Source organism: Aeromonas mytilicola subsp. aquatica (assembly GCF_044336385.1).
Lineage (GTDB): Bacteria > Pseudomonadota > Gammaproteobacteria > Enterobacterales > Aeromonadaceae > Aeromonas > Aeromonas rivipollensis.
Genome location: NZ_CP172298.1, coordinates 1863672 through 1887077 on the forward strand (window position 1 = coordinate 1863672; position 23406 = coordinate 1887077).

General features: G+C 64.9%; 18 protein-coding genes. 13 read left to right on the plus strand and 5 right to left on the minus strand.

Annotated features, from left to right (window positions below; genetic code table 11):
- Window positions 1-6 precede the first annotated feature (6 nt).
- From ACFWHB_RS08675 to ACFWHB_RS08685, 3 genes are all read left to right on the plus strand, one after another.
- Window positions 7-528, plus strand: a complete 522-nt coding sequence (locus tag ACFWHB_RS08675; protein WP_106886499.1) for a fimbrial protein — start codon at window positions 7-9, stop codon at window positions 526-528.
- A 276-nt stretch (window positions 529-804) separates the two neighbouring features.
- A complete protein-coding gene (locus tag ACFWHB_RS08680; RefSeq protein WP_395949962.1) occupies window positions 805-4164 on the plus strand; it encodes an Ig-like domain-containing protein in 3360 nt (1119 codons plus the stop codon).
- Window positions 4165-4531: 367 nt separating this feature from the next.
- Entirely contained in the window at window positions 4532-4786 is a 255-nt protein-coding gene (locus ACFWHB_RS08685) for a DUF6719 family protein (protein WP_395949963.1), read from the plus strand.
- Between the two features lie 132 nt (window positions 4787-4918).
- Here ACFWHB_RS08685 and prpF read toward each other — a convergent pair whose 3' ends face one another.
- From prpF to prpB, 5 genes are all read right to left on the minus strand, one after another.
- Window positions 4919-6121, minus strand: coding sequence for a 2-methylaconitate cis-trans isomerase PrpF (gene prpF, locus ACFWHB_RS08690; protein ID WP_395949964.1), 1203 nt, complete (start codon window positions 6119-6121; stop codon window positions 4919-4921).
- Between the two features lie 152 nt (window positions 6122-6273).
- A complete protein-coding gene (acnD, locus tag ACFWHB_RS08695) occupies window positions 6274-8904 on the minus strand; it encodes a Fe/S-dependent 2-methylisocitrate dehydratase AcnD (RefSeq protein WP_395949965.1) in 2631 nt (876 codons plus the stop codon).
- Window positions 8904-9056 carry a hypothetical protein gene (locus ACFWHB_RS08700; RefSeq protein WP_162627285.1) on the minus strand — a complete coding sequence of 51 codons (153 nt, stop codon included), beginning with the start codon at window positions 9054-9056 and terminating at the stop codon, window positions 8904-8906. The genes acnD and ACFWHB_RS08700 overlap by 1 nt, the downstream gene beginning before the upstream one ends.
- Window positions 9056-10216 carry a bifunctional 2-methylcitrate synthase/citrate synthase gene (gene prpC / locus ACFWHB_RS08705; RefSeq protein WP_106886504.1) on the minus strand — a complete coding sequence of 387 codons (1161 nt, stop codon included), beginning with the start codon at window positions 10214-10216 and terminating at the stop codon, window positions 9056-9058. The genes ACFWHB_RS08700 and prpC overlap by 1 nt, the downstream gene beginning before the upstream one ends.
- Before the next feature lie 64 nt (window positions 10217-10280).
- The gene (prpB, locus tag ACFWHB_RS08710) at window positions 10281-11180 is read right to left on the minus strand and encodes a methylisocitrate lyase (RefSeq protein WP_234676239.1); all 900 of its coding nucleotides are present in this window, start codon (window positions 11178-11180) and stop codon (window positions 10281-10283) included.
- A gap of 368 nt (window positions 11181-11548) precedes the next feature.
- On the opposite strand from prpB, the gene ACFWHB_RS08715 reads away from it, so the two are divergent.
- The 10 genes from ACFWHB_RS08715 to ACFWHB_RS08760 all read left to right on the plus strand — a co-directional run bounded on the left by ACFWHB_RS08715 (window position 11549) and on the right by ACFWHB_RS08760 (window position 23390).
- Window positions 11549-12529, plus strand: a complete 981-nt coding sequence (locus ACFWHB_RS08715) for a quinone oxidoreductase family protein (RefSeq protein ID WP_395949966.1) — start codon at window positions 11549-11551, stop codon at window positions 12527-12529.
- 73 nt (window positions 12530-12602) lie between these two features.
- A complete protein-coding gene (locus ACFWHB_RS08720; protein WP_395949967.1) occupies window positions 12603-13451 on the plus strand; it encodes a TauD/TfdA dioxygenase family protein in 849 nt (282 codons plus the stop codon).
- An 81-nt stretch (window positions 13452-13532) separates the two neighbouring features.
- The gene (locus ACFWHB_RS08725; RefSeq protein WP_106886508.1) at window positions 13533-14585 is read left to right on the plus strand and encodes a 3-keto-5-aminohexanoate cleavage protein; all 1053 of its coding nucleotides are present in this window, start codon (window positions 13533-13535) and stop codon (window positions 14583-14585) included.
- 190 nt (window positions 14586-14775) lie between these two features.
- Window positions 14776-16101, plus strand: a complete 1326-nt coding sequence (locus ACFWHB_RS08730; RefSeq protein WP_395949968.1) for an MFS transporter — start codon at window positions 14776-14778, stop codon at window positions 16099-16101.
- A complete protein-coding gene (locus ACFWHB_RS08735) occupies window positions 16098-17081 on the plus strand; it encodes a DsbA family protein (protein WP_395949969.1) in 984 nt (327 codons plus the stop codon). Before ACFWHB_RS08730 ends, ACFWHB_RS08735 begins: the two co-directional genes overlap by 4 nt.
- A complete protein-coding gene (locus ACFWHB_RS08740) occupies window positions 17069-18088 on the plus strand; it encodes a YeiH family protein (protein ID WP_106886510.1) in 1020 nt (339 codons plus the stop codon). The genes ACFWHB_RS08735 and ACFWHB_RS08740 overlap by 13 nt, the downstream gene beginning before the upstream one ends.
- 89 nt (window positions 18089-18177) lie before the next feature.
- A complete protein-coding gene (locus ACFWHB_RS08745; protein ID WP_395949970.1) occupies window positions 18178-18873 on the plus strand; it encodes a CoA transferase subunit A in 696 nt (231 codons plus the stop codon).
- 104 nt (window positions 18874-18977) lie between these two features.
- Window positions 18978-19607 carry a CoA transferase subunit B gene (locus ACFWHB_RS08750; RefSeq protein ID WP_395949971.1) on the plus strand — a complete coding sequence of 210 codons (630 nt, stop codon included), beginning with the start codon at window positions 18978-18980 and terminating at the stop codon, window positions 19605-19607.
- A 465-nt stretch (window positions 19608-20072) separates the two neighbouring features.
- A complete protein-coding gene (locus ACFWHB_RS08755) occupies window positions 20073-21998 on the plus strand; it encodes a DUF1302 domain-containing protein (protein WP_395949972.1) in 1926 nt (641 codons plus the stop codon).
- 33 nt (window positions 21999-22031) lie between these two features.
- Window positions 22032-23390: a DUF1329 domain-containing protein gene (locus tag ACFWHB_RS08760; protein WP_163137254.1), complete on the plus strand. Its 1359-nt coding sequence runs from the start codon at window positions 22032-22034 to the stop codon at window positions 23388-23390.
- Window positions 23391-23406 lie beyond the last annotated feature (16 nt).

Consider the following 23406-nt stretch of genomic DNA (forward strand, 5'->3'; position numbering starts at 1 on the left):
GACGTGATGAACAGCAAGATAGCCGCGAGCATCGGCCTTGCCCTGTGCGGCGCCGTCTTCTTCGCCGGGGCGGCGGATGTGACTATTGAGGTGCGCGCTACCCTGATCCAGCCGGGTTGCGTCATCAACAACAATGCGGCCGAAATCGTGGACTTCGGCACCTTCCCGTCCAGCAGCATCAGACTGGGGGCGCCCCCCTCTCAACCTGGTTTGATCCAGACGGTTTCTATGCCCATCAGCTGTGTGGACATGGGCACAGGAGTGACGCTGAGTGTCAACGCGGCGGCCTCTGCGGAAAACCCCGCGCTGATAGAGACCGGCAAGGCGGGGCTGGGGGTGGCTCTCTCGACCCAGAGTGACGTGGCCGACAGCGGTGACTGGATAGTGCCCAATACCGGAAAACTGTCGGTGCCTCTGCTCAATGGGGAGGGGACAGTGCTCTTCTATGCGGCCCCTGTGGGTACAGGCGCCCTGCCACAACCCGGGGTGTTCAGCGCCCAGGCCGTCTTGAATGTGGAATACCCATAACACCGGTGGCTGCCCGGATCCGGCCAGAGGAATCCTGGCGATGGCGCGCCCTCTGATGGTCTCTGTCTGACCCCATGCCCGCGTTGGCAGCCACAGCTCGCCCTGCTCGATAGCCCGGTGAATCCGGTTCTCTCGTTTTCATGTGCCCTTGTGATGACCTGATCCCGGTGATTCTGGCTGGCCTCTGCAGGGTCGCAATAGGGCGCTTGCCCAGCCGCAAAAACGACAGGGCAGGGGGGCAAGGTATACAAGTTGAACAGCTTATTAGGACATACGATGAAACAACTATTCATGTGGATATGCGCGTCCATGGCGGCCTTGTTGCTGACCGCCTGTGGCGGGGGAGATGAGGACTCGTCATCACAGCCGGAGTCCGGGAGCGGCGCGACGTCCATGGTCTCGCTGCAGGTAACCCCGCCCCAGGGACGCATACCTGTGATGCTGGGGCTGCAATATGTGGCGCAGGCGGTGATGAGCGATGGCAAGGTGCAGGATGTGACGGCGCTCGGCGATCTTCAGTGGCGCAGCAGCGACAGCGCCATCGCAACCATCACGAGCACTGGGCTGGCGACCGGAGTGGCGCCGGGCAAGGTCACCATCACGGCGTCAGGAGTGGGGGCCAATGGCACTCCTGTCGAGGCGAGGGCGCAGCTGGAGGTCAGCAATGCCCAGGCCATAGGGCTGCAGGTGGCACCCCCTGCAACCCTGGTGGCGGCGGGCTTGAGCAAGCGCTTTACCGCCACCCTGCAGCTCTCCGACGGTACCACCCTGGATGTGACCCCTGAGGTGAGCTGGGCCAGCGATGATGCGGGTACCGCCACAGTCGCGCACGGGTTGGCGACCGGGATAGGGTCGGGCGTGGCCAGCCTGAGTGCGAGCGGCCTCTTCCAGGGCAAGAGCGTCAGTAGCGCGGCGCAGCTCACGGTGAACGACGCCACAGTCACCGCCTTGCAGGTGACCCCGGCAGCGAGCACGACGGCGGTCGGCCTGGCACTGCCCCTGGTTGCCACCGCTGTGCTCTCTGATGGCACCAGTCAGGTGGTGACGGACATAGTGAGCTGGAGCAGTGGTGACAGCGCCATCGCCACCGTCAGCAATGAGCAGGATCTCTGGGGGCAGGGGAAGGGGGTGAGTGCCGGCACCACGACCATCACGGCCGCTGGCACCTTCAATGGTCAGCCCATCGCTGGCTCGGCGCAGCTGAAGGTGAGCGACGCCACAGTGACAGCACTGCAGCTGACCCCCCCCAGCCTGAGGGCGCCGATAGGTTTGCCCCAGCAGTACAGCGCAACCGCCATGCTGTCCGATGGCAGCAGCCAGCCTGTGCTGGATGCCAGCTGGAGCAGCAGCGATCCCGGCATGGCTACCATCAGTGCCGCCGGCCTGGCCACGGGGGCCCGGGCCGGTAGCGCCACCCTCAGCGCCAGCACCAGGGTCAACGGCCAGCTCTTGAGCGGTCACGCGCAGCTGACCGTGACCGACGCGACCGTGACCGCCTTGCAGGTGACCCCGGCCAGGGGCTCGGTATCTATTGGCACTAGCCAGCGTTATGAAGCCACGGCCCTGATGTCGGACGGCACCAGTTTGCCGATGAGCAGCAGCGCCAGCTGGGTGAGCGATCCCCTTGTTGCCATCCTCAATGGAAGCACGGCCACCGGGACGGGGGCGGGTACGACGGACATCAGTGCCACCGCCGTCGTCAATGGCGTCACCGTCAGCAACAGCGCGTCCCTGACGGTGAGCGGCGCCAAGGTGACCAGCCTGGAGGTGAGCCCGGGCATCGAGACGGTGTCGACGGGCCTGAGCAAGCCGTTCACTGTGCGCGCCTGGATGTCGGATGGCTCCAGCCAGGAGCTGACCGGCAACGACAATATCAGCTGGAGCAGCGACGACAGCGGCGTCGCCACCGTCGATGGCAGCACCGGGGTGGCAACCGGGGTGGCGCAGGGCTCGGCCTACATCAGCGCGGCGGGCAGCATCAATGGCCAGTTTCTGAGTGACAGCGCCTCACTGGCGGTGGGCGACGCCGCCGTGATGGGGGTGATTGTTACACCGGATCCGGCCACTGTGCCGGTTGGGCTCAGCATGCAGCTCACCGCGACCGCCCAGCTGTCCGACAACAGCACTCAGGACATCACAGACACCGCCAGCTGGGGCAGCGACGCCACCGGGGTAGCCACCGTCATCGGCGGACTGACGACCGGCGTCAGCGTGGGTGGCGCCAATATTACGGCCACCGATAGCGCCAGCGGTCAGTCCGGCAGCGCGGCCCTGAATGTGACCAATGCCGTCATGACAGAGCTGGCCGTGACCCCTGAGAGCGCCACTGTCGCGGTGGGGCAGAACCAACAGTTTGGCGCCACGGCGACCCTGTCCGATGGCAGCAGCCAGGATATGACCAGCTCGGTCAGCTGGAGCAGCGGGGATCTCGCCATTGCCACCATCGGCAGCAACAGCGGCCTGGCGACCGGGGTGGCGGTGGGCAGCAGCACCATCACGGCGATGACGCTGGATGGCTCCTCGCTTAGCGACACGGCCGAGCTGACGGTGACGGGGGCCGGTTGTGCCACGGATACTCTGGTCGATGGGGCAGGCAAGACCTGGACCTGTCCGCTGACCCAGTCGAAGGCCGATGCCGAGGGTATTGCTTACGGTATGACCTATAGCGAGAACGGCATTATCTATGCCCTGTTGAATTGGCCGCAGGCAGACGCCTACTGCACCGGCCTGGGGGATGGGTATTACCTGCCGAGCCAGAATGAGTTGCAGGGACTGTACGACGAGTTTGGTAGCCTGGAAAACCATGCGGGCTGGCCGGGCGAGAGAGCCTACTGGTCGTCGACCATGGGGACTAATGCGGGCTCCCACTATCGCTTCTATTTGGGGAATGGCACCAGCGGTGGTACGGCACACGATGCCAACAACTACGAGAACGTGACCTGTACGAAGTTGCCTCCGACAACGGTCTCCCTGGTCGTGACGCCGGCTGATAGCTCGTTCCTGATAGGGGAAACCAAGCAGTTCACCGCCATGGCTACTCTGTCCGATGGGAGCGTCGTGGATGCGAGTGCCAGCGTCGCCTGGAGCAGCGGCAACAGCGCCATTGCCACCATCAATGGCGACGGCCTGGCCACGGGGATTGCTGGTGGTGCCACCACCATTGCTGCGACGATGCAGGATAGTTCAGGGGTCAGTGCCACTACGCAGCTAACCGTGTATTACCCCCTGCCAGCTTATGGTACTGGCTGTGTTATAGGCATATTGGTCGACAGTTTTGGTGCCGAATGGACTTGTCCGCCGCTGCAAAGCGAGGTGGATGCCGCGGGGATCCCATATGACGGCACAATTAAACACAATGGAAAGACCTACGTCACGATGACATGGCCTAACGGAAACAACTATTGCACTTACCTGGGGCAAGGTTTTCGCCTGCCAACCCTGGCTGAGTACCAGGGACTCTTTGCGGAGTTCGGTGACTTGTCGATAGCTGCCGGTTGGCCGACTAGCTCCTATCACTGGACGGGCGATTATAGCAGTGGCAGCAATCACTATGCGTTCAGCACTATGTATGGCGGCCATAGTTCGATTCCCGACGCTTACTACCATTTTGTGTCGTGCCGGCGGGCAGCAGAGTAATTTGTGCTGGTGACCAACGCTCACCCTCAAGCGCAGGGGGCATGGCGAGGAGGGATAGCGAGTCTGGCGGCAGCCGGCGTGCGGACAGCCTGGGTATATGGGCTGTCCGCCTCGGTGCCATAACGGTGTCAGCCGCAGATCCTGACAGGATGTGACAGGTAGCATCCTGCTTGTCTGCCTTTATGACGTAATGGAGTACAAAGCCCGAGTGACCCTGTCACTTGGGCTTTTTTTGTTGTGTCTGGATCCGTCGGTGCGCCGCCCGGGGAGGCTATCGGGCAGCCATGAAGGGTGACTACACTGCCTGGGTTGGTATGAGGAGATGCACAGTTTGGTGCAGATTCCGCCGCACACAGGGGAGTGGTCTATGGCTGTCATATGGAAGAGCGCGCTGTTGTCAGGGGGGGGGTTGCTGGTGGGCCTGGTGTCGGGGTGCACCCATTTCGCGCCGACCCCCATCAGCTATCTGAGTCAGGATCCCGCGCCGGGCAAGCTCCCTTATGGGAAGCTTGCCTATGTGGACGACGGCCAATGCCCGGATGGTCAGGTGAAGCGGCTGATCGGTGGCGATGCGAAGAAGAGCATACCGCGCCATGTAGAGTGCGTGGCGCGCCCGCAATAACGGGTGGATAAGCAGGGGAGTAGCCTTGCGTGCGAGGAGGGGGAGAGCAGCCCCAATACGAAGGTCACCACAAGAAGGCCCGGGCAATTGCCCGGGCCTTTTCATTTCGGTGGTGTGCAGGCTTGCTGCGGGCTAGAAGGCATCCCCCGGCACCCGCACCCAGCCTTCCATCAGGATGCGGGCGGAGCGGGACATGACCGCCTTGGTGACAGTCCACTCGCCATTCACCTGCCGCGCCTCGGCGCCCACCCGCAGGGTGCCGGACGGATGGCCGAAGCGCACCGCCTCGCGCTCGTCGCCACCGGCCGCCAGATTCACCAGGGTGCCGGGAATGGCCGCCGCTGTGCCTATGGCCACCGCGCAGGTGCCCATCATGGCGTGGTGCAGCTTGCCCATGGAGAGGGCCCGTACCAGCAGGTCGATCTCGTTCGCCTGCACCTGTTTGCCGCTGGAGGTGCGGTACTCCCTGGCCGGCGCGACAAAGGCAATCTTGGGGGTGTGCTGGCGGGTGGCCGCCTCGGCGGGGCTCTTGATGAGGCCCATGCGAAGGGCACCGGCAACCCGGATGGCCTCGAAGCGCGCCAGCGCCTCGGGGTCTGTGTTGATCGCTTCGCGCAGCTCGGTGCCCTGATAGCCGATCTCCTCGGCGTTGACGAAGACGGTGGGGATGCCGGCGCTGATCAGGGTGGCCTTGATGTTTCCTATGCCTGGCACCTCGAGATCGTCGATCAGGTTGCCGGTGGGGAAGAGGGCGCCGCCGTCCTCCCCATCGTCGGACGGGTCGAGGAACTCCAGCACCACTTCGGCGGCGGGGAAGCTGACCCCGTCCAGCTCGAAGTCACCGGTCTCCTGCACCTGACCGTTGCTCACCGGCACCTGGGCGATGATGGTCTTGCCGATATTGGCCTGCCAGACTCGCACCACGCAGGTGCCGTCTTGGGGAATGCGGGCGGGATCCACCAGCCCGGCGTGGATGGCGAAGGCGCCGGCGGCGGTGGAGAGGTTGCCGCAGTTGCCGCTCCAGTCGACGAAGGGCTTGTCGATGGCAACCTGGCCGTAGAGGTAGTCCACGTCGTGATCGGGCTGCTGGCTCTTGGAGAGGATCACGCACTTGGAGGTGGAGGAGGTGGCGCCCCCCATGCCGTCCATGTGGGCAGAGTAGGGATCAGGGCTGCCGATGACGCGCATGAAGAGCGCGTCGCGGGCCGGGCCCGGTTGCTGGCAGCGTTCTGGCAGATCACCTAAGCGAAAGAAGACGCCCTTGCTGGTGCCGCCGCGCATATAGGTGGCCGGGATCCTGACTTGAGGTGTGTGAGTCGAAGAGAGTGGGGCCATGAATCTTGTCCTGAAAAGAGTGACGGATCCTTCTTCCTCGGGGAGAAGGTGCCCTAAGGGGGGATGAGGGGAGATCCCCTCACCCCAACCCTCTCCCAAAGGGAGAGGGAGCACATCATGCCTCTCCCGGTGAAGGGGAGGAATACCATATATCAGCTGGCGGCCTTGTGGGTGGTCGCTTCCAGGAAGTCCTGGGCGAAGCGCTGCAGCACGCCGCCGGCCTCATAGACCGAGACCTCCTCGGCGGTGTCGAGGCGGCAGGTCATCGGCACCTCGAGCGTCTCGCCGTTGCGCCTGTGAATGACCAGCACGAGATCGGTGCGCGGGGTGCGCGCACCCTTGACGTCATAGGTCTCGGTGCCGTCCAGCCCCAAGGTCAAACGGCTGGTGCCCGGTTTGAACTCCAGCGGCAGCACCCCCATGCCGATCAGGTTGGTGCGGTGAATGCGCTCGAAGCCTTCCGCCGCTATCACCTCCACCCCTGCCAGTCGCACGCCTTTCGCCGCCCAGTCACGGGACGAGCCCTGACCGTAGTCGGCGCCCGCCACTATGATCAGCGGCTGCTTGCGGGCCATGTAGGTTTCGATGGCTTCCCACATCCGCATGACCCGGCCCTCCGGCTCGACCCGGGCGAGGGAGCCCTTCTTCACTGCGCCGTTCACCACCGCCATCTCGTTCACCAGCTGGGGGTTGGCGAAGGTGGCGCGCTGGGCGGTCAGGTGATCGCCACGGTGGGTGGCGTAGGAGTTAAAGTCCTCCTCCGGCAGCCCCATCTTCGCCAGGTATTCACCGGCCGCGCTGCTGCGCATGATGGCGTTGGAGGGGGAGAGGTGATCCGTGGTGATGTTGTCCGGCAGTACCGCCAGCGGCCTCATGCCCTTGAGGGTTCGTTCCCCCGCCAGCGCCCCTTCCCCCTCTTTATCCCAATAAGGCGGGCGACGGATATAGGTGCTCATGGGACGCCAGTCGTACAAAGGCGCCACCTTGGGGCCATGGTCTTCTTCTATGGTGAACATGGGGATATAGACCTGACGGAACTGCTCCGGCTTCACCGAGGCCCTGACTACGGCATCAATCTCGTCATCCGATGGCCAGATGTCTTTCAGGCGAATTTCCTTACCGTTCACCACTCCCAGCACATCCTTCTCTATGTCGAAGCGGATGGTGCCCGCGATGGCGTAGGCCACCACCAGCGGCGGCGAGGCGAGGAAGGCCTGCTTGGCGTAGGGGTGGATGCGACCGTCGAAGTTGCGGTTGCCCGACAGCACGGCGGTGGCATAGAGATCGCGGTCGATGATCTCCTGCTGGATGGCGGGATCCAGTGCGCCTGACATGCCGTTGCAGGTGGTACAGGCGAAGGCCACCACGCCAAAGCCGAGCCGCTCCAGCTCGCTGTCCAGTCCCGCCTCTTTCAGGTACAAGGCCACCGTCTTGGAGCCCGGTGCCAGCGACGATTTGACCCAGGGTTTGCGGGTCAGGCCGAGCTGGTTGGCGTTGCGCGCCAGGAGACCCGCCGCAATCACGTTGCGCGGGTTGCTGGTGTTGGTGCAGCTGGTGATGGCGGCGATGATCACGGCCCCATCCGGCAGCAGGCCGTCGGCCTCCTGGGCGCGGGCCTTGTCCAGATCCACCGCTATGCCGCGCGCGGCGAGATCGGCCACCGGCAGGCGGCGGTGGGGGTTGGAGGGGCCCGCCAGGGTGCGCACCACGGTCGATAAATCAAAGTGCAGCACGCGCTCGTACTCGGCGCTCGCCAGGCAGTCGGCCCAGAGACCCGCCTCCTTGGCATAGGTCTCCACCAGCTTGACCTGCTCACTATCACGGCCGGTGAGGCGCAGGTAGTCGATGGTTTGGCTGTCGATGAAGAACATGGCCGCGGTGGCGCCGTACTCAGGTGCCATGTTGGAGATGGTGGCGCGATCGCCCAGGGTGAGGGCGGCGGCGCCTTCCCCATGAAACTCCAGGTAGGCGCCGACTACCTTCTCCTTGCGCAGGAACTCGGTCAGCGACAGCACCAGATCCGTGGCGGTGATGCCGGGTTGCGGCTTGCCACTGAGCTCGACGCCGACGATCTCCGGCAGGCGCATCCAGGAGGCGCGCCCCAGCATCACGTTCTCCGCTTCCAGCCCGCCCACCCCCACTGCTATCACCCCGAGGGCGTCCACGTGGGGGGTGTGGCTGTCGGTGCCGACACAGGTGTCCGGGTAGGCGATGCCCCTGTCGCTGTGAATGACAGGGGACATCTTCTCTAGGTTGATCTGGTGCATGATGCCGTTGCCCGGCTGGATCACCTCTATGTTCTTGAACGCCTGCTTGGTCCAGTTGATGAAGTGGAAGCGATCCTCGTTGCGGCGATCCTCGATGGCGCGGTTCTTGGCAAAGGCATCCGGGTCGAAGCCGCCGCACTCCACGGCCAGCGAGTGATCGACGATGAGCTGCACCGGCACCACAGGGTTCACCTGGGCGGGGTCGCCGCCCTGATCGGCGATGGCATCGCGCAGGCCGGCCAAGTCCACCAGGGCGGTCTGGCCCAGGATGTCGTGGCACACCACCCGGGCCGGGAACCAGGGGAAGTCGCGATCGCGCTTATTTAAGGCGATCTGGCCGAGGCACTCGCCGAGGATGGCCGGATCGCACTTGCGAACCAGGTTCTCAGCGTGGACGCGGGCTGTGTAGGAGAGTCTGTCCCAGGCGCCGGGGGCGATGGCGTTCACCGCCTCCCGGGCGTCGAAGTAGTCCAGTGCCGTACCGGGCAGGGGCTTGCGGTATTGTGCGTTGGTCATCACTTGCGCTCCTGATTCTGCTCGGCGTGGACGCGGGCTGTGTAGGAGAGTCTGTCCCAGGCGCCGGGGGCGATGGCGTTCACCGCCTCCCGGGCGTCGAAGTAGTCCAGTGCCGTACCGGGCAGGGGCTTGCGATATTGAGTGTTGGTCATCACTTGCGCTCCTTGAGCGGCACGAAGGTCAGATCCTCCGGGCCCACGTAGTTGGCGCTCGGGCGGATGATCTTGCCGTCGATGCGCTGCTCGATGACGTGGGCCGACCAGCCGGAGGTGCGGGCGATCACGAACAGCGGGGTGAACATGGCGGTGGGCACGCCCATCATGTGGTAGCTGACGGCGCTGAACCAGTCGAGGTTCGGGAACATCTTCTTGGCTTCCCACATGGTGGACTCCAGGCGCTCGGCGATGTCGAACATCTTGGTGTTGTGCTGCTCCAGGCTGAGCTCGCGAGCCACCTCTTTTATCACCTTGTTGCGGGGATCCGAGACGGTGTAGACGGGGTGGCCGAAGCCGATGACCACTTCCTTCTTCTCGATGCGGGCGCGGATGTCGGCCTCGGCTTCATCGGGATTGTCGTAACGCTTCTGGATCTCGAAGGCCACCTCGTTGGCGCCGCCGTGCTTGGGCCCGCGCAGGGCACCTATGGCACCTGTGATGCAAGAGAACATGTCGGAGCCGGTGCCGGCGATCACCCGACCGGTGAAGGTGGAGGCGTTGAACTCGTGCTCGGCGTAGAGGATGAGGGAGGTGTGCATGGCGCGCACCCAGGAGTCGCGGGGCTTCTCACCGTGCAGCAGGTGCAGGAAGTGGCCGCCGATGGAGTCGTCGTCGGTCTCCACATGAATGCGCTTGCCGTTGTGGCTGAAGTGATACCAGTAGAGCAGCACCGAGCCGAGGCAGGCCATCAGCTTGTCGGCGATGTCGCGAGCACCCGGGTGGTTGTGATCCTCCTTCTCAGGCGACAGACACCCCAGCACAGAGGTGGCGGTGCGCATCACATCCATGGGATGGGCGCTTGGGGGCAATTGCTCCAGCGCCACCTTGACCCCGGCGGGCAGGCCGCGCAGGGACTTGAGCTTGGCCTTGTAGCCGGCTAATTCTGCGGCATTGGGCAGCTTGCCGTGCACCAGCAGGTGGGCTATCTCCTCGAATTCGCAGCTGGTGGCCACATCCAGGATGTCATAGCCACGGTAGTGCAGATCGTTGCCGGAAAGGCCCACAGTACAGAGGGCGGTGTTGCCGGCGGCGGTGCCGGAGAGGGCGACGGATTTCTTCGGCTTGAAGCCGGGGGTGGTTTCCACAAGTGCGCTCATCACAGGTTTCCTCATTCAGTCCGTTGAAGCGCCGGCTGCCAGCATGAGGCGGCCGGTCGGCATGTTATTCCTTGGTAGACAGGTCCTTGGTGAACAGCCTGTCCAGGGTCTGCTCGTAGTGGTGGTAGCCGAGGAAGTCGTAGAGGGACTCTCGGGTCTGCATGGTGTCGACCACGGCACGCTGGTGGCCGTCGCGGCGAAGCTGCTGATAGACGTTGAGGGCGGCCTGGTTGGCGGCGCGGGCGGCGCTCAGGGGGTAGAGCACCATGTCGACGCCGTGGGCAGCGAGGGCCTCCTTGTCAAACAGCTCCGTCTTGCCGAATTCGGTCATGTTGGCGAGGATGGGCACCCCAGCCGCCTGCTTGAAGCTGTCGTACTGGTGAAGTTCGGTGACCGCCTCGGCGAAGATCATGTCGGCCCCGGCGGCGGCGTAGGCCGCGGCGCGCTCCAGGGCCGAGCCCAGCCCTTCCACCGCCAGGGCGTCGGTGCGGGCCATGATGACGAAGTTCTCGTCCTGGCGGGCATCCACCGCCGCCTTGATCCTGTCCACCATCTCGGAGAGGGAGACCACGGCCTTGTTGGGCCTGTGGCCGCAGCGTTTCTGGGCGACCTGATCCTCCATGTGAACGGCGGCGACCCCGCCGCGCTCGAAGGCACGAATGGTGCGGGCTATGTTGAAGGCGCCGCCCCAGCCGGTGTCGATGTCCACCAGCAGTGGCACCTGGGTGGCGGCGGTGATGCGCTCGGCATCGATGAGCACGTCGTTCATGGAGGTCATGCCGAGATCCGGCAGGCCATAGGAGGCGTTGGCCACCCCGGCACCGGACAGATAGAGGGCCTTGAAGCCGCTGCGTTCGGCCATCAGCGCCATGTAGGCGTTGATGGTGCCGACGATCTGCAGGGGTTTCTCATTGGCCAGCGCGGTGCGAAAACGCGCCCCGGCCGAGGGGGACAAGTTAGACATAGTGACTCCTTTCATGCTGCTCATGTTTTGCTGTGAATAGAACCATCTCACACTACGTTGACGTTAACGTCAATTATGCTTAGGTCCAAGGCCCGTCACTGAGCGGGCACAGGCGGCTGCTTCCTGGAAAAATCCCTGTAATTCAATTAAATACCTTCAGGCTCCAACACCTGCCCGGCCATGTCGCCTCGCCGTCATGGGGGAACAGGGCCGATTCTGTCGTCTTCCCCGAGGGCGGGCAACGAATTCGAAGGGGGGTGTCATGAGATGAAAAGTGGCTGTCGCCCGATGAAAAGCGGCCATTCACCCAACCCCCTAGATTCAATCCGGACGATGCATTTCATTCACGAACGGATTGGAGAACAGAGATGGCCAACGCCATACGCTTTTATGAAACCGGGGGCCCGGACGTGCTGCGCTACGAAGAGGTGGCGGTGGGCGAGCCCGGTCCCGGCCAGGTGCGCCTGCGCCATGCCGCGGTCGGCCTGAACTATGCCGACACCTATTTTCGCAATGGCACCTACCCCATCCCCATGCCCAATGGCCTCGGTGTCGAGGCAGCCGGGGTGGTGGAGGCGGTGGGCGAGGGGGTCAGCAATGTGGCGGTGGGCGATCGCGTCACCTACACCGGCTTTATCAACACCCTAGGCGCTTATTCTACCGAGCGCCTGATCCCGGCCGCCCCCCTCATCCGGCTGCCGGACAGCATCAGATGCGAGACCGCCGCCGCCATGACAATGCGGGGCCTGACGTCTGCCTACCTGATGCGCCGCATCCATGACTTCAAGCCCGGTGACAGCATCTTGCTGCACGCGGCGGCGGGGGGCGTCGGCCTCATCGTCGCCCAGTGGGCCAAGCTGCTCGGGCTGACGGTGATAGGCACCGTCTCGAGCGACGCCAAGGCCGAGCTGGCCCGCGCCCACGGCTGCGACTTCACCATCGACTACAGCCGCGAAGATGTGGCCACCCGGGTGCGCGCCCTGACCGGCGGCGCCGGGGTCGACGTGGTGTTTGACAGCGTCGGCAAGAGTACCTTCATGGGCTCGCTCGATTCCCTCAAACGCCGTGGCCTCATGGTCTGCGTCGGCACCGCCTCCGGTCCCATCGAGGGCTTCAATCCGCAGCTGCTGGCCATGAAGGGCTCCCTCTACCTGACCCGTCCGGCGCTCGCCGACTACATCGCCGATCCCGCCGAGAAGGAGGCCCTGGCCGGCGAGCTGTTCGATCACGTGGCCAGCGGTCGGATCAAGATAGAGATCAACCAGCGTTACGCGCTGCAGGACGCAGCGCAGGCTCACCGCGATCTCGAGTCGCGCCAGACCACGGGCTCCTCCGTGTTCATCATCTAGGCCAAGGATCCCAGGCCAGCCCGCACTGGAGGGCGGCGCCTGCAGCACTGACTTGTCATTCAGGGAGAGAGACATGCGTGTAGAACAACTGACCTGCCACATAGGCGCCGAACTGAGCGGCGTCAACCTGGCGGACGCCGTTCACGATGAGGGGCTGTTCGCCGAGATCCGTACCCTCTTGCTCAGGCACAGGGTGCTGTTTTTGCGCAAGCAGGATATCAGCCGCGCCGATCACGTGGCCTTCGCCCGCCGCTTCGGCGAGCTGGAGGATCACCCGGTGGCGGGCAGCGACCCGGAGAATCCCGGTCTGGTGCGCATCTACAAGTCCCCGGAGGTACCCAACGATCGCTACGAGAATGCCTGGCACACCGACGCCACCTGGCGCACCCAACCGCCCATGGGGTGCGTGCTGCGCTGCGTGGAGTGTCCGCCCGTGGGGGGCGACACCCTCTGGGCCAACATGGTGGTGGCCTACGAGCAGCTGCCGGAAGAGGTCAAAGAGAAAATCGACGGCCTGCGTGCCCGTCACAGCATAGAGGCGAGCTTCGGGGCGGCCATGCCCATCGAGAAGCGACTCGCCCTCAAGGCCCAGTTCCCGGATGCGGAGCACCCCGTGGTGCGCACCCACCCGGAGACCGACGAGAAGATCCTCTTCGTCAACGCCTTCGCCACCCATCTCACCAATTTCCACACCCCGGCCCACGTGCGTGTCGGCCAGGACTACAGCATGGGGGGCAGCGATCTGCTGCGCTACCTCATCAGCCAGGCCTATATCCCCGAGTATCAGGTGCGCTGGCGCTGGCAGCCGGGCAGCATCGCCATCTGGGACAACCGCAGCACCCAGCACTATGCCGCCATGGACTACCCCCCCAGCCATCGCAAGATGGAGCGGGCCGGGATCATGGGAGATACCCCCTTCTGATCAAACCCCGGGCCCCGCGCCCGGGAGATATCACCACGCCCGGCTCTTCATGGAAGGCCAGCCAATTTAAGGAATGAACAGATGCAATTTTTTGACGATTCCCTGCACCCGGAAAACATGGAAAAGGTGGTCATCACAGTGGCCCCCTACGGCCCAGAGTGGGCCCCCGGCGACTTCCCGGAAGACATTCCGGTGACCATGGAGGAGCAAGTCCAGAAGGCGGTGGAGTGCTTTGATGCCGGCGCCACAGTGCTGCACCTGCACGTGCGCGAGCTGGACGGCACCGGCTCCAAGCGGCTGTCCAAGTTCAACGAGCTGATCGCCGGGGTGCGCAAGGCGGTGCCCGACATGATCATCCAGGTCGGCGGCTCCATCTCCTTCGCGCCGGAAGGGGAGGGGGAGGCGGCCAAGTGGCTCTCCGATGACACCCGCCACATGCTGGCCGAGCTGACCCCGAAGCCGGATCAGGTCACGGTCGCCATCAACACCACCCAGATGAACATCATGGAGCTGCTCTACCCCGAGTACCTGGCGGGCACCTCGCTGGCGAACCCCGCCTACCAGGCGGCCTACAGCGAGATGACGGTACCGGCCGGCCCGGCCTGGGTGGCGGAGCACCTCAAGCGGCTGATGGCGAATGGCATCCAGCCCCACTTCCAGCTGACCGGCATGCACGCCCTCGAGACCCTGGAGCGGCTGGTGCGCCGGGGTGTCTACATGGGCCCGCTCAACCTCACCTGGATCGGCATCGGCGGCGGCTTTGACGGCCCCAACCCGTTCAACTTCATGAACTTCGTCCACCGTGCGCCGGACGGGGCCTGCGTCACCGCCGAGTCGCTGCTGAAAAACGTGCTGCCCTTCAACATGATGGCCATGGCCATGGGGCTGCACCCTCGCTGCGGCATAGAGGACACCATCATAGGCCAGCACGGCCAGCGCATGAGCTCGGTGGAGCAGATCCGCCAGTGCGTGCGGGTCGCTCACGAGCTGGGTCGCGAGGTAGCCAACGGCAAGGAGGCGCGCGCCATCTACCGCATCGGCGTGCAGTACGACAGCGTGGAGGAGACGCTGCTGGCCAACGGCATGGCGCCGAACCGGACCCCGGGTCAGAAAGGGGTGCCACAACGGTCCTGAGCCAGATGGGTCGCCGCAAAAATAGCGGGGCGGCGACCCCCCAACACTGTTTGCCAAACGGCCTTGCGCCTTGCACTATGCAGCACGCAGGGTAACTGAGTGATGAATCAATATTGTCTGGCCGGGGGCCTCTGCCGCCGGTCCGTTGACCGAAAAACCCAACCCAATTTGCAGTAGCGCGAGGGATTGTATGGCTACGTATCATATCGATGACGACCCAGAGGCCGGCAAGGTTGCCGTGCCCCGTCGTTATGCCTGGATAGTGTTTGCGCTGACCTTCGGTCTGCTCATCTCCGATTACATGTCGCGTCAGGTGCTCAATGCCGTCTTCCCCATGCTCAAGGGGGAGTGGGCGCTCTCGGACACCCAGCTGGGCCTGCTCAGCGGCATAGTGGCGCTCATGGTCGGGCTCTTGACCTTTCCGCTCTCCCTGCTCGCCGATCGTTTCGGCCGTGTCAAGAGCCTGGCCATGATGGCCGCGCTCTGGAGCCTGGCGACCCTGGGCTGCGCCCTGGCCCAGGACTATGAGCAGATGTTCATCGCCCGCTTCCTGGTGGGAGTGGGGGAGGCCGCCTACGGCAGCGTCGGCATCGCAGTGGTGGTCTCCGTGTTCCCGCGGGAGATGCGGGCCACCCTCTCCGGCGCCTTCATCTCCGGCGGCATGTTCGGCTCTGTGCTTGGCATGGCCACCGGGGGCGTGCTGGCTCACTTCCTCGGCTGGCGCTGGGCCTTCGCCGGCATGGCCCTGTTCGGCCTGGTGCTGGCGGCCATCTATCCCCTCATCGTCAAGGAGGCGCGGATCTCCCAGACCAGCCGGGCGGCACGAGGGAACACAGAGGCGGGCCGCAATCCCCTGCGCAGCCTCTATTCCAGCCGCTCGGTGATCTCGGCCTATGTGGGCAGCGGCCTGCAACTGTTCGTCGGCGGCACCGTCATCGTCTGGATGCCGAGCTATTTCAACCGCTACTACGGGCTGGACACGGACAAGGCGGGGCTCATGGCCGCCATCATAGTGCTGTGCAGCGGCGCCGGCATGATCCTCTGCGGCATGCTGAGCGATCGGCTGTGCCGCAACCGGCCGGATCGCAAGATAAGCCTCGCCATCGCCTATTGCCTCGGGAGCTGTCTGCTGCTCTCCCTGGCGTTTGCCCTGCCGGCCGGGCTGCCCCAGCTGCTGCTGATAGGTCTGGGGATGTTCATCGCCACCGGCACCTCGGGTCCCGCCGGTGCCATGGTGGCCAACCTCACCCACGCCAGCGTGCACGGCACGGCCTTTGCCACCCTGACCCTTGCCAACAACCTGCTCGGGCTGGCCCCAGGCCCCTTCATCACCGGCAAGGTGTCCGACCACATAGGCCTGGACAACGCCTTCCAGCTGGTGCCCCTCATCAGCGTCGCGGCGGCTGCCGTCTTCTTCTACGGCAAGCGCCACTACCACAAGGACGTGGCCCGGCTCGACGGTGACGCCGGCCGCCAGATCATCACAGGTCCCCAGGGCTCGGAGGTGAGGGCATGAGGATCTGCATCGAGGTCTATGTCGATTTCATCTGCCCCTGGTGCCTCATCGGCAAACGCCAGCTGGCGCAGGCCCTGACCCAACTGCGGGCAGAGCGGCCCGAGGTGCAGGTCGATGTACGCTGGCGCGGGGTGCAGCTGCTGCCCGCGCTGCCGGTGCAGGGGGAGGATTTTCACGACTTCTACCTGCGGCGCCTTGGCAGCGAACAGGCCATGGGCCTGCGTCAGGCCCAGGTGCGGCAGGCGGCGGCCAGCGTCGGCGTAGAGCTGGACTTTGGCAATATCCCCCGCATGCCGAACACGGCCGATGCCCACCGCCTGTGGCAACGGGCCTGCCAGCTGGGATCGCCGGCGCAGCTGGACGAGTTGCTGGAATGGCTGTTTGCCTGCCACTTCCTGCACGGCGGGGATCTGGGGGATGGTGCTACCTTGCTGGGGCTGGCCGAGGCGGCGGGCTTTGGGTCCGCCGATCTGGTGAACAGCCTGCAGGGGGACGGGACTCCCTTCCACTGCGATCTGCCCGGGGCGGCCCAGCAGGGGGTGCCCAGCTTCGTGATGGGGAAGGGCCTGACTCTCAGCGGGGCCCAGCCGGTGGCGAAGCTGCTGGCCAGCCTGCGCCAGGCGCTGGATGCGGCGGCCGGGGCGACGGCTGCGCGGATCTTGGTGCCAGCCGAGCGGGTGCCTGAACCGGGCAACCGTATCCTCATCGAGGCCCAGGGCAAGAGCCTGGTGCTGTTCAACGTCGATGGCCGCTTCCACGCCATCGACGACAGCTGCCCCCACCAGGGGGCCTCATTGTGCGGCGGCCGGCTGGAGGGGGAGGTGATCCAGTGCCTGGCCCACGGCCTGCGCTTCAACCTGGCGACGGGGCTGCTGCTGAACTCGACCCAGCTCAGGGTCGGCCGCTACCCGGTCGAGCGGGAGGGCGAGGGGCTCGCCATCCTCATCCCATCCCGGGAGGTCAGCCCATGCTCACCCTGACCATGACGGATCGCTATCAGCGGGTACGAACCCTGGCCCCCGGCATGGCGGTCAGCATCACGGTGGCGGCCGCCGCCACCTTCCTGTCCGAACACTACGGCGCCCCCGTGCTGCTGTTCGCCCTGCTGCTCGGCATGGGGCTGAACTTCCTCAGCGCCGAGGGGACCTGCAAGGCGGGCATCGAATTCACCGCGCGCAGCGTGTTGCGGATTGGAGTCGCCCTGCTCGGCATGCGCATCACCCTGGGCCAGATCGCCGAGCTGGGCTGGATGCCGGTGCTGCTGGTGGTCACCCTGGTGGTGGTCACCATCAGCCTCTCTGTGGTGGCGGCCAGGCTGATGGGGTTCCAGCGGCTGTTCGGCATGCTGACCGGGGGGGCGACCGCCATCTGCGGCGCCTCCGCCGCCCTGGCCCTGGCCGCCTCCTTGCCCAATCACCCCCAGAAGGAGCGCGCCACCCTGTTCACCGTGATCGGGGTCTCGGTGCTCTCCACCCTGGCGATGATCCTCTACCCCATGATCGCCCGCTTCTTCGAGCTGACGCCGGTGGAGGCGGGGGTCTTCCTCGGCGCCACCATTCACGACGTGGCCCAGGTGGTGGGGGCCGGCTACAGCATGTCCACCGAGACCGGTGACGTGGCGACCGTGGTCAAGCTGATGCGGGTCGCCATGCTGCTGCCGGTGATCCTGGTGGCCGCCATGATCACCCGCAGGCAGGGGGCGGATCCCGCCTCTGGCAAGCGTCCGCCCCTGCTGCCCCTGTTTGCCGTCGGCTTCCTGGTGCTGGCCTGCATCAACAGCACAGGCTGGGTGCCCGTCCCGTTGCAGGAGGGAGTCAACGGCCTGTCACGCTGGTGCCTGGTCATCGCCATCGCCGCCATCGGCATGAAGACCCAGCTCAAGGAGCTGGCGGCGGTCGGCATCAAACCCATCCTGCTGATGGTGGGGGAGACCGCCTTCCTGGTCGCCCTGGTGCTGACCCTGATGCATTGGGGCATCAAGCCTTAGGAAGCCCATGCATGCCGAATCAAAAAAACAGCCATAAAACGAACGCGCCCCTGTGGCCAACGGACTAGCCAGAGAGCAGAGAGGTAGTTATGAACAAGGTTTATCCCAGCGCCCAGGCCGCCCTGAGCGGCCTGGTGCAGGACGACATCACCATAGCCTCGGGGGGCTTCGGCCTGTGCGGCATCCCCGAGCGGCTCATCGAGGCGCTGAAGGGGAGCGGCAAGGGCGGCTTCACCATCATCAGCAACAACTGCGGGGTGGATGACTTCGGCCTGGGGCCGCTGCTCCACAGCCGCCAGATAAAGAAGATGATCTCCTCCTACGTGGGGGGCAACAAGGAGTTCGAGCGCCAGTACCTCGCGGGGGAACTTGAGCTTGAGTTCACCCCCCAGGGGACGCTTGCCGAGAAGCTGAGGGCTGGCGGCGCCGGCATCCCCGCCTTCTTCACCCGCACCGGTTACGGGACGCTCATCGCCGAGGGCAAGGAGACCCGCCAGTTCGACGGCGAGTGGTATGTGATGGAGCTCGCCTTGACCGCCGACATCGCGCTGATCAAGGGGGCCAAGGCCGACAAGGCGGGCAACCTGATGTTCAACAAGACGGCGCGCAACTTCAATCCGCTCTGTGCCAAGGCGGGGCGGGTCTGCGTCGCCGAGGTGGAGGAGATAGTCGAGGTGGGGGAGCTGGCCCCGGACGAGATCCACCTGCCTGGCATCTATGTGCAGCGGCTGGTCTTGAACCCCGACCCCGAGAAACGCATCGAAGTGCGCACGGTGAGAAGCTGATTGCGCAACGCTCATGCCCTGCAGGGATGTGCCGCGACAGGCACTCCATCCACTTTATTTTGAAATGTGCATCGACCTGTGCACAGTGAGAAAGGACTTATCACATGGCCTGGACCCGTGAAGAGATGGCGCAGCGCGCCGCAAAGGAGCTGCAAGACGGCTTCTACGTCAATCTGGGGATCGGCCTGCCTACCCTGGTGGCCAACTACATCCCGGACGGCATGGAGGTGTGGCTGCAGAGCGAGAACGGCCTGCTCGGCATAGGCCCCTTCCCGAGCGAGGCCGAGCTGGACCCGGATCTCATCAATGCCGGCAAGCAGACCATCACCACACTGCCCGGCAGCAGCTTCTTCGACAGCGCCGAGAGTTTTGCCATGATCCGCGGCGGCCACATCAACCTGGCCCTGCTCGGGGCCATGCAGGTCTCCGAGCGCGGGGATCTCGCGAACTGGATGATCCCGGGCAAGATGGTCAAGGGCATGGGGGGGGCCATGGATCTGGTGGCCGGTGTCAAGCGGGTGGTGGTGCTGATGGAGCACTGCGCCAAGGGGGGCGAGCACAAGATACTGGAGTGGTGCTCCCTGCCGCTGACCGGGGTCGGGGTGGTGGATCGCATCATCAGCGATCTCGCCGTGCTGGACGTGACCCCCGGGGGCCTTCGCCTGGTGGAGCTGGCCCCCGGCATCGAGTTCGAGGCGCTGCAAGCCGCCACCGGCTGCGCCATAGCGCGCTGACGCTTAGCCATCCACGGGGAGGGGCGCTCGCGCACTCCCCGCTATTGTTTCTCGCCATCTACGTCTCTTGCCCCTTGGCTATCCTGCACAGACCCGTCGCCTCCCGCTTGTCTCCATCTCCTGTTCCCTTCGCGGCTTTTCTGTCGCCCGGATCACGGTTCTCAGCTGAACAAGGGCTGTATGGGGTCGGTTGTCGACGAGCGAATCCCGCGCCAGCCGCGGGATGCAGCCGCTGTCACCAAATGAAAAGTGACTGACGTTCAATGGCAAGCGCGCCCCTGGAGCTAGGCCTTACAGTCGGCACTAAGAACACAGAGCGCACTCGGACAAGCGAAACAGGGGGGAGGCAACCGGCCAATGGCCAGCTTGCCAAATCCGGCGAAACGCCCCGGTCAGCGCCATAAAAAAGCCAACGGAAACGGCAACAAAAATAACAAAACGACGACAACACTCGGAGAGACTGTAATGGATTACAAGCACACGAGTCATGGTTGCGGTGCCCTGCGCCTCAGCCTGCTGGCGACGGCCATCGCGGCCGTCCTCATGCCCAGCGTTCAGGCGGTCGAAGTCGACACCCAGAGTGAAGACTGGTCCGTTCGCTTCGACAACACCGGCAAGTTCAACTACGGCATGCGCACCGAGAGTGCCGATGAACGGATGCTTGCCACCCCGAACAACAACGACGGGGACTACAACTTCAAGGATGCCGGCGATACCGTCACCACCCGCTTCGATCTGCTGACCGAGCTGGATGTGGTGAACAAGGGCAACACCGGCTTTCGCATCAGCGCCGCCAGCTGGTATGACTATGCCTACCGCGACGTCGGCGCTGACGAGAACCCCTTCATCAACGGCAACAGCGCCAGCTCCGGCATCGTCGGGCTGCCCCCGGTGGCGGGCAACCGTCATCTGAGCGACTATGCGGATCGCTACTACCATGGCCCCTCCGGCGAGCTGCTCGATGCCTTCGTGTTCCACAACATGGAGGTGGGTGACGAATCCCTGCTCGGGGTCAAGATAGGCCAGCACAACATCTTCTGGGGGGAAACCCTGCTGAGCCCGGTGCACGCCCTCAGCTATGGCCAGTCCGGCCTGGATCTCGCCAAACTTGCGGCATCCCCGGGGACGGAAGCGAAAGAGCTGTTCGTGCCCCGCAACCAGATCTCCGCCTCCTTCACCCTGAACCCGGAGTGGACCTTCGCCGCCCAGTACTTCCTGGACTGGAACGCCGCCCGCCTGCCGGAAGCCGGCACCTATTACGGCAGCTCCGATCTGGTGGGCTTCGGTGCCCAGTCCTTCCTGCTGGGCCACACCGGCGGGCCGGGGCTGGCCGGACCGAGCGGCACCCTCAGCAACATTCGCCGGGGGGATGACCTGGAGCCGGGCAAGCACGGCGACTGGGGCATCATGGCCAAGTGGTCCCCCGAGGCGCTGGATGCGACCCTGGGGGCCTTCTACCGCCGTACCGCCGACATCCTGCCCCAGGCGGTGCTCGATGCCCGTGGCATGACCATTCGCGGGGCGGCGCCCCTGCCGGCCGGGGCCGTGCCCAACCTGCGCCAGTCCATCGCCAACACCAGCTACGCCCTGGCCTATGGCGACGACATCGACATCTTTGGCCTCAGCCTCTCCAAGGATGTGGCCGGGGTGAGCGTCGGCAGCGACCTCAACTATCGCCAGCACATGCCCCTCTCCAGCATCCCGGCCCTGCTCAGTGCTACTGGTCCCGGGGGACTGGCCAACGGCTTCGGGATCCCGGCGCCCGTGCTCGGTCCCCGTCATCCGGACACCGGGGTGATCACCGATGACTCCGATGGCTACAGCGCCACCGGCGATACCCTGCACTGGACCCTCAACGGTCTGATGACCTTCGCGGACACTGCGTTGTTCGACGGCGCCGCCCTGCTCGGGGAGCTCTACTACAGCAACCTGCTGAGCCTGGATGACCACAACAAGGCGCTCTACAAGGGAGAAGATAGCTATCAGGGCATCGACAAGCCCACCCGGGACAACTGGGGGCTGGCGGTCAACTTCACCCCGACCTGGTATCAGGTCCTGCCGGGGGTCGACATGAACATGCCGCTCTCGGTGAACTGGGGGCTGGCGGGCATCTCCCCGGTCCAGGCGGGCGGGGCGAAAGACACCGGCAGCTATGCGGTGGGGCTAGGCGCCACCCTCTACAACCAGTACTTCGTCGATCTGAAATACGTGGACTCCTTTGGCAAGTCTGCCGAGTGCAATGACGGTGCCGTGGACGGCGCCACCCCCAATGCCCTCGATGGGGCCCAGCGCAACACCTGTTATGCCGGTGGTTACGCCTCCTTCTCAGGTGGCGGTGCCACCACGGAAGACAGAGGCGCCATCTACCTGACCCTGAAGACCACTTACTGAGTCACCTCAAGCGACCGAGTCGGAGAACGAGATATGACATTCAACAAGACCATGCTGGCCGCCTCCCTCACCCTGGCCCTCGCAGGCCAGGCACTGGCCGCCGTCTCCAGCAGCGAAGCCGCACAGCTCGGCACCAGTCTGACCCAGGTGGGCGCCGAAGCGGCCGCCAATGCCGATGGCAGCATCCCCGCCTACAGCGGGGGCCTGACCACGCCCCCCGCCGGCTTCAAGGCCGGTGACAGCATGCGCCCGGATCCCTATGCGGGTGAGCAGCCGCTTTTGGTCATCACCGGCAAGAACGCGGCCCAATACCAGGGGGCACTGACAGCCACCACGGCGGAGCTGCTCAAGCGCTTCCCGGACTTCAGGGTGGACCTCTACCCGACCCACCGCAGCGTGGCGCTGCCACAGGCGGTGCTGGACAACACCAGGAAGAACGCGCTCAGCGCCACCACCCTGGCGGGGGGCATGGCGGTGGACAAGGTGCTACCGGGCATTCCCTTCCCTATCCCCAAGAGCGGGGCCGAGGCGATGTGGAACTTCCTGCTGCGCTACCAGGGGGTGAACATCGCCACCAAGTACGACTCCTGGAACGTGGACGCCGCCGGCACGGCGGCCCTCTCCACCACGGGGCAGGCCTTCATCAACTACGCCATCTACGAGGACATGAATAAGCCCATCTCGGCCAAGGACACCTACTACCAGATGAAGCTCCATTACACGGGCCCGGCCCGTCGCGCCGGCGAGGCCATCATGCTGCGCGATGCTGCCAACCCCCTGGAGCAGCCGCGCAAGGCCTGGCAGTACCTGCCTGGCCAGCGCCGGGTCAAGCTGGCACCGAACCTGGCCTACGATACCCCGAATCCGGGCACCTCGGGGGCGGGCACCTATGACGACGTCTTCGTCTTCAACGGGGCGCTGGACAGATTCGACTGGAAGCTGGTGGGCAAGCAGGAAATGATAGTCCCCTACAACACCTATCGGCTGACCTATCAGCCCGATGCCAGGGCGCTGACCACCCCCAACTTCCTGTCACCGGATCACGTGCGCTGGGAGAAGCACAGGGTCTGGGTGGTGGAGGGCAACCTCAAGGCCGGTGAGCGCCACATCTACGCCAAACGCCGCTTCTACCTGGACGAAGACAGCTGGGTGGCGCTGGCCTCCGATCAGTACGACGCCCGTGGTCAGCTCTATCGCGGCTCCTTCGCCTTCCTGAGCCAGAGCTACGACAAGCAGACTCCGGACGCCACCCCCTTCATGATCTATGACCTGGTGGCGGGCACCTACAACATCAATGGTGTGGTGGGCCCCTACGGCGGCATCAAGTACGGTGCCTCCCTGTCCAAGGCGAAGTGGTCGCCGGAGTCCCTGGCTGGCGCCGGGATCCGCTAGCCGTAACAGGAGTCCG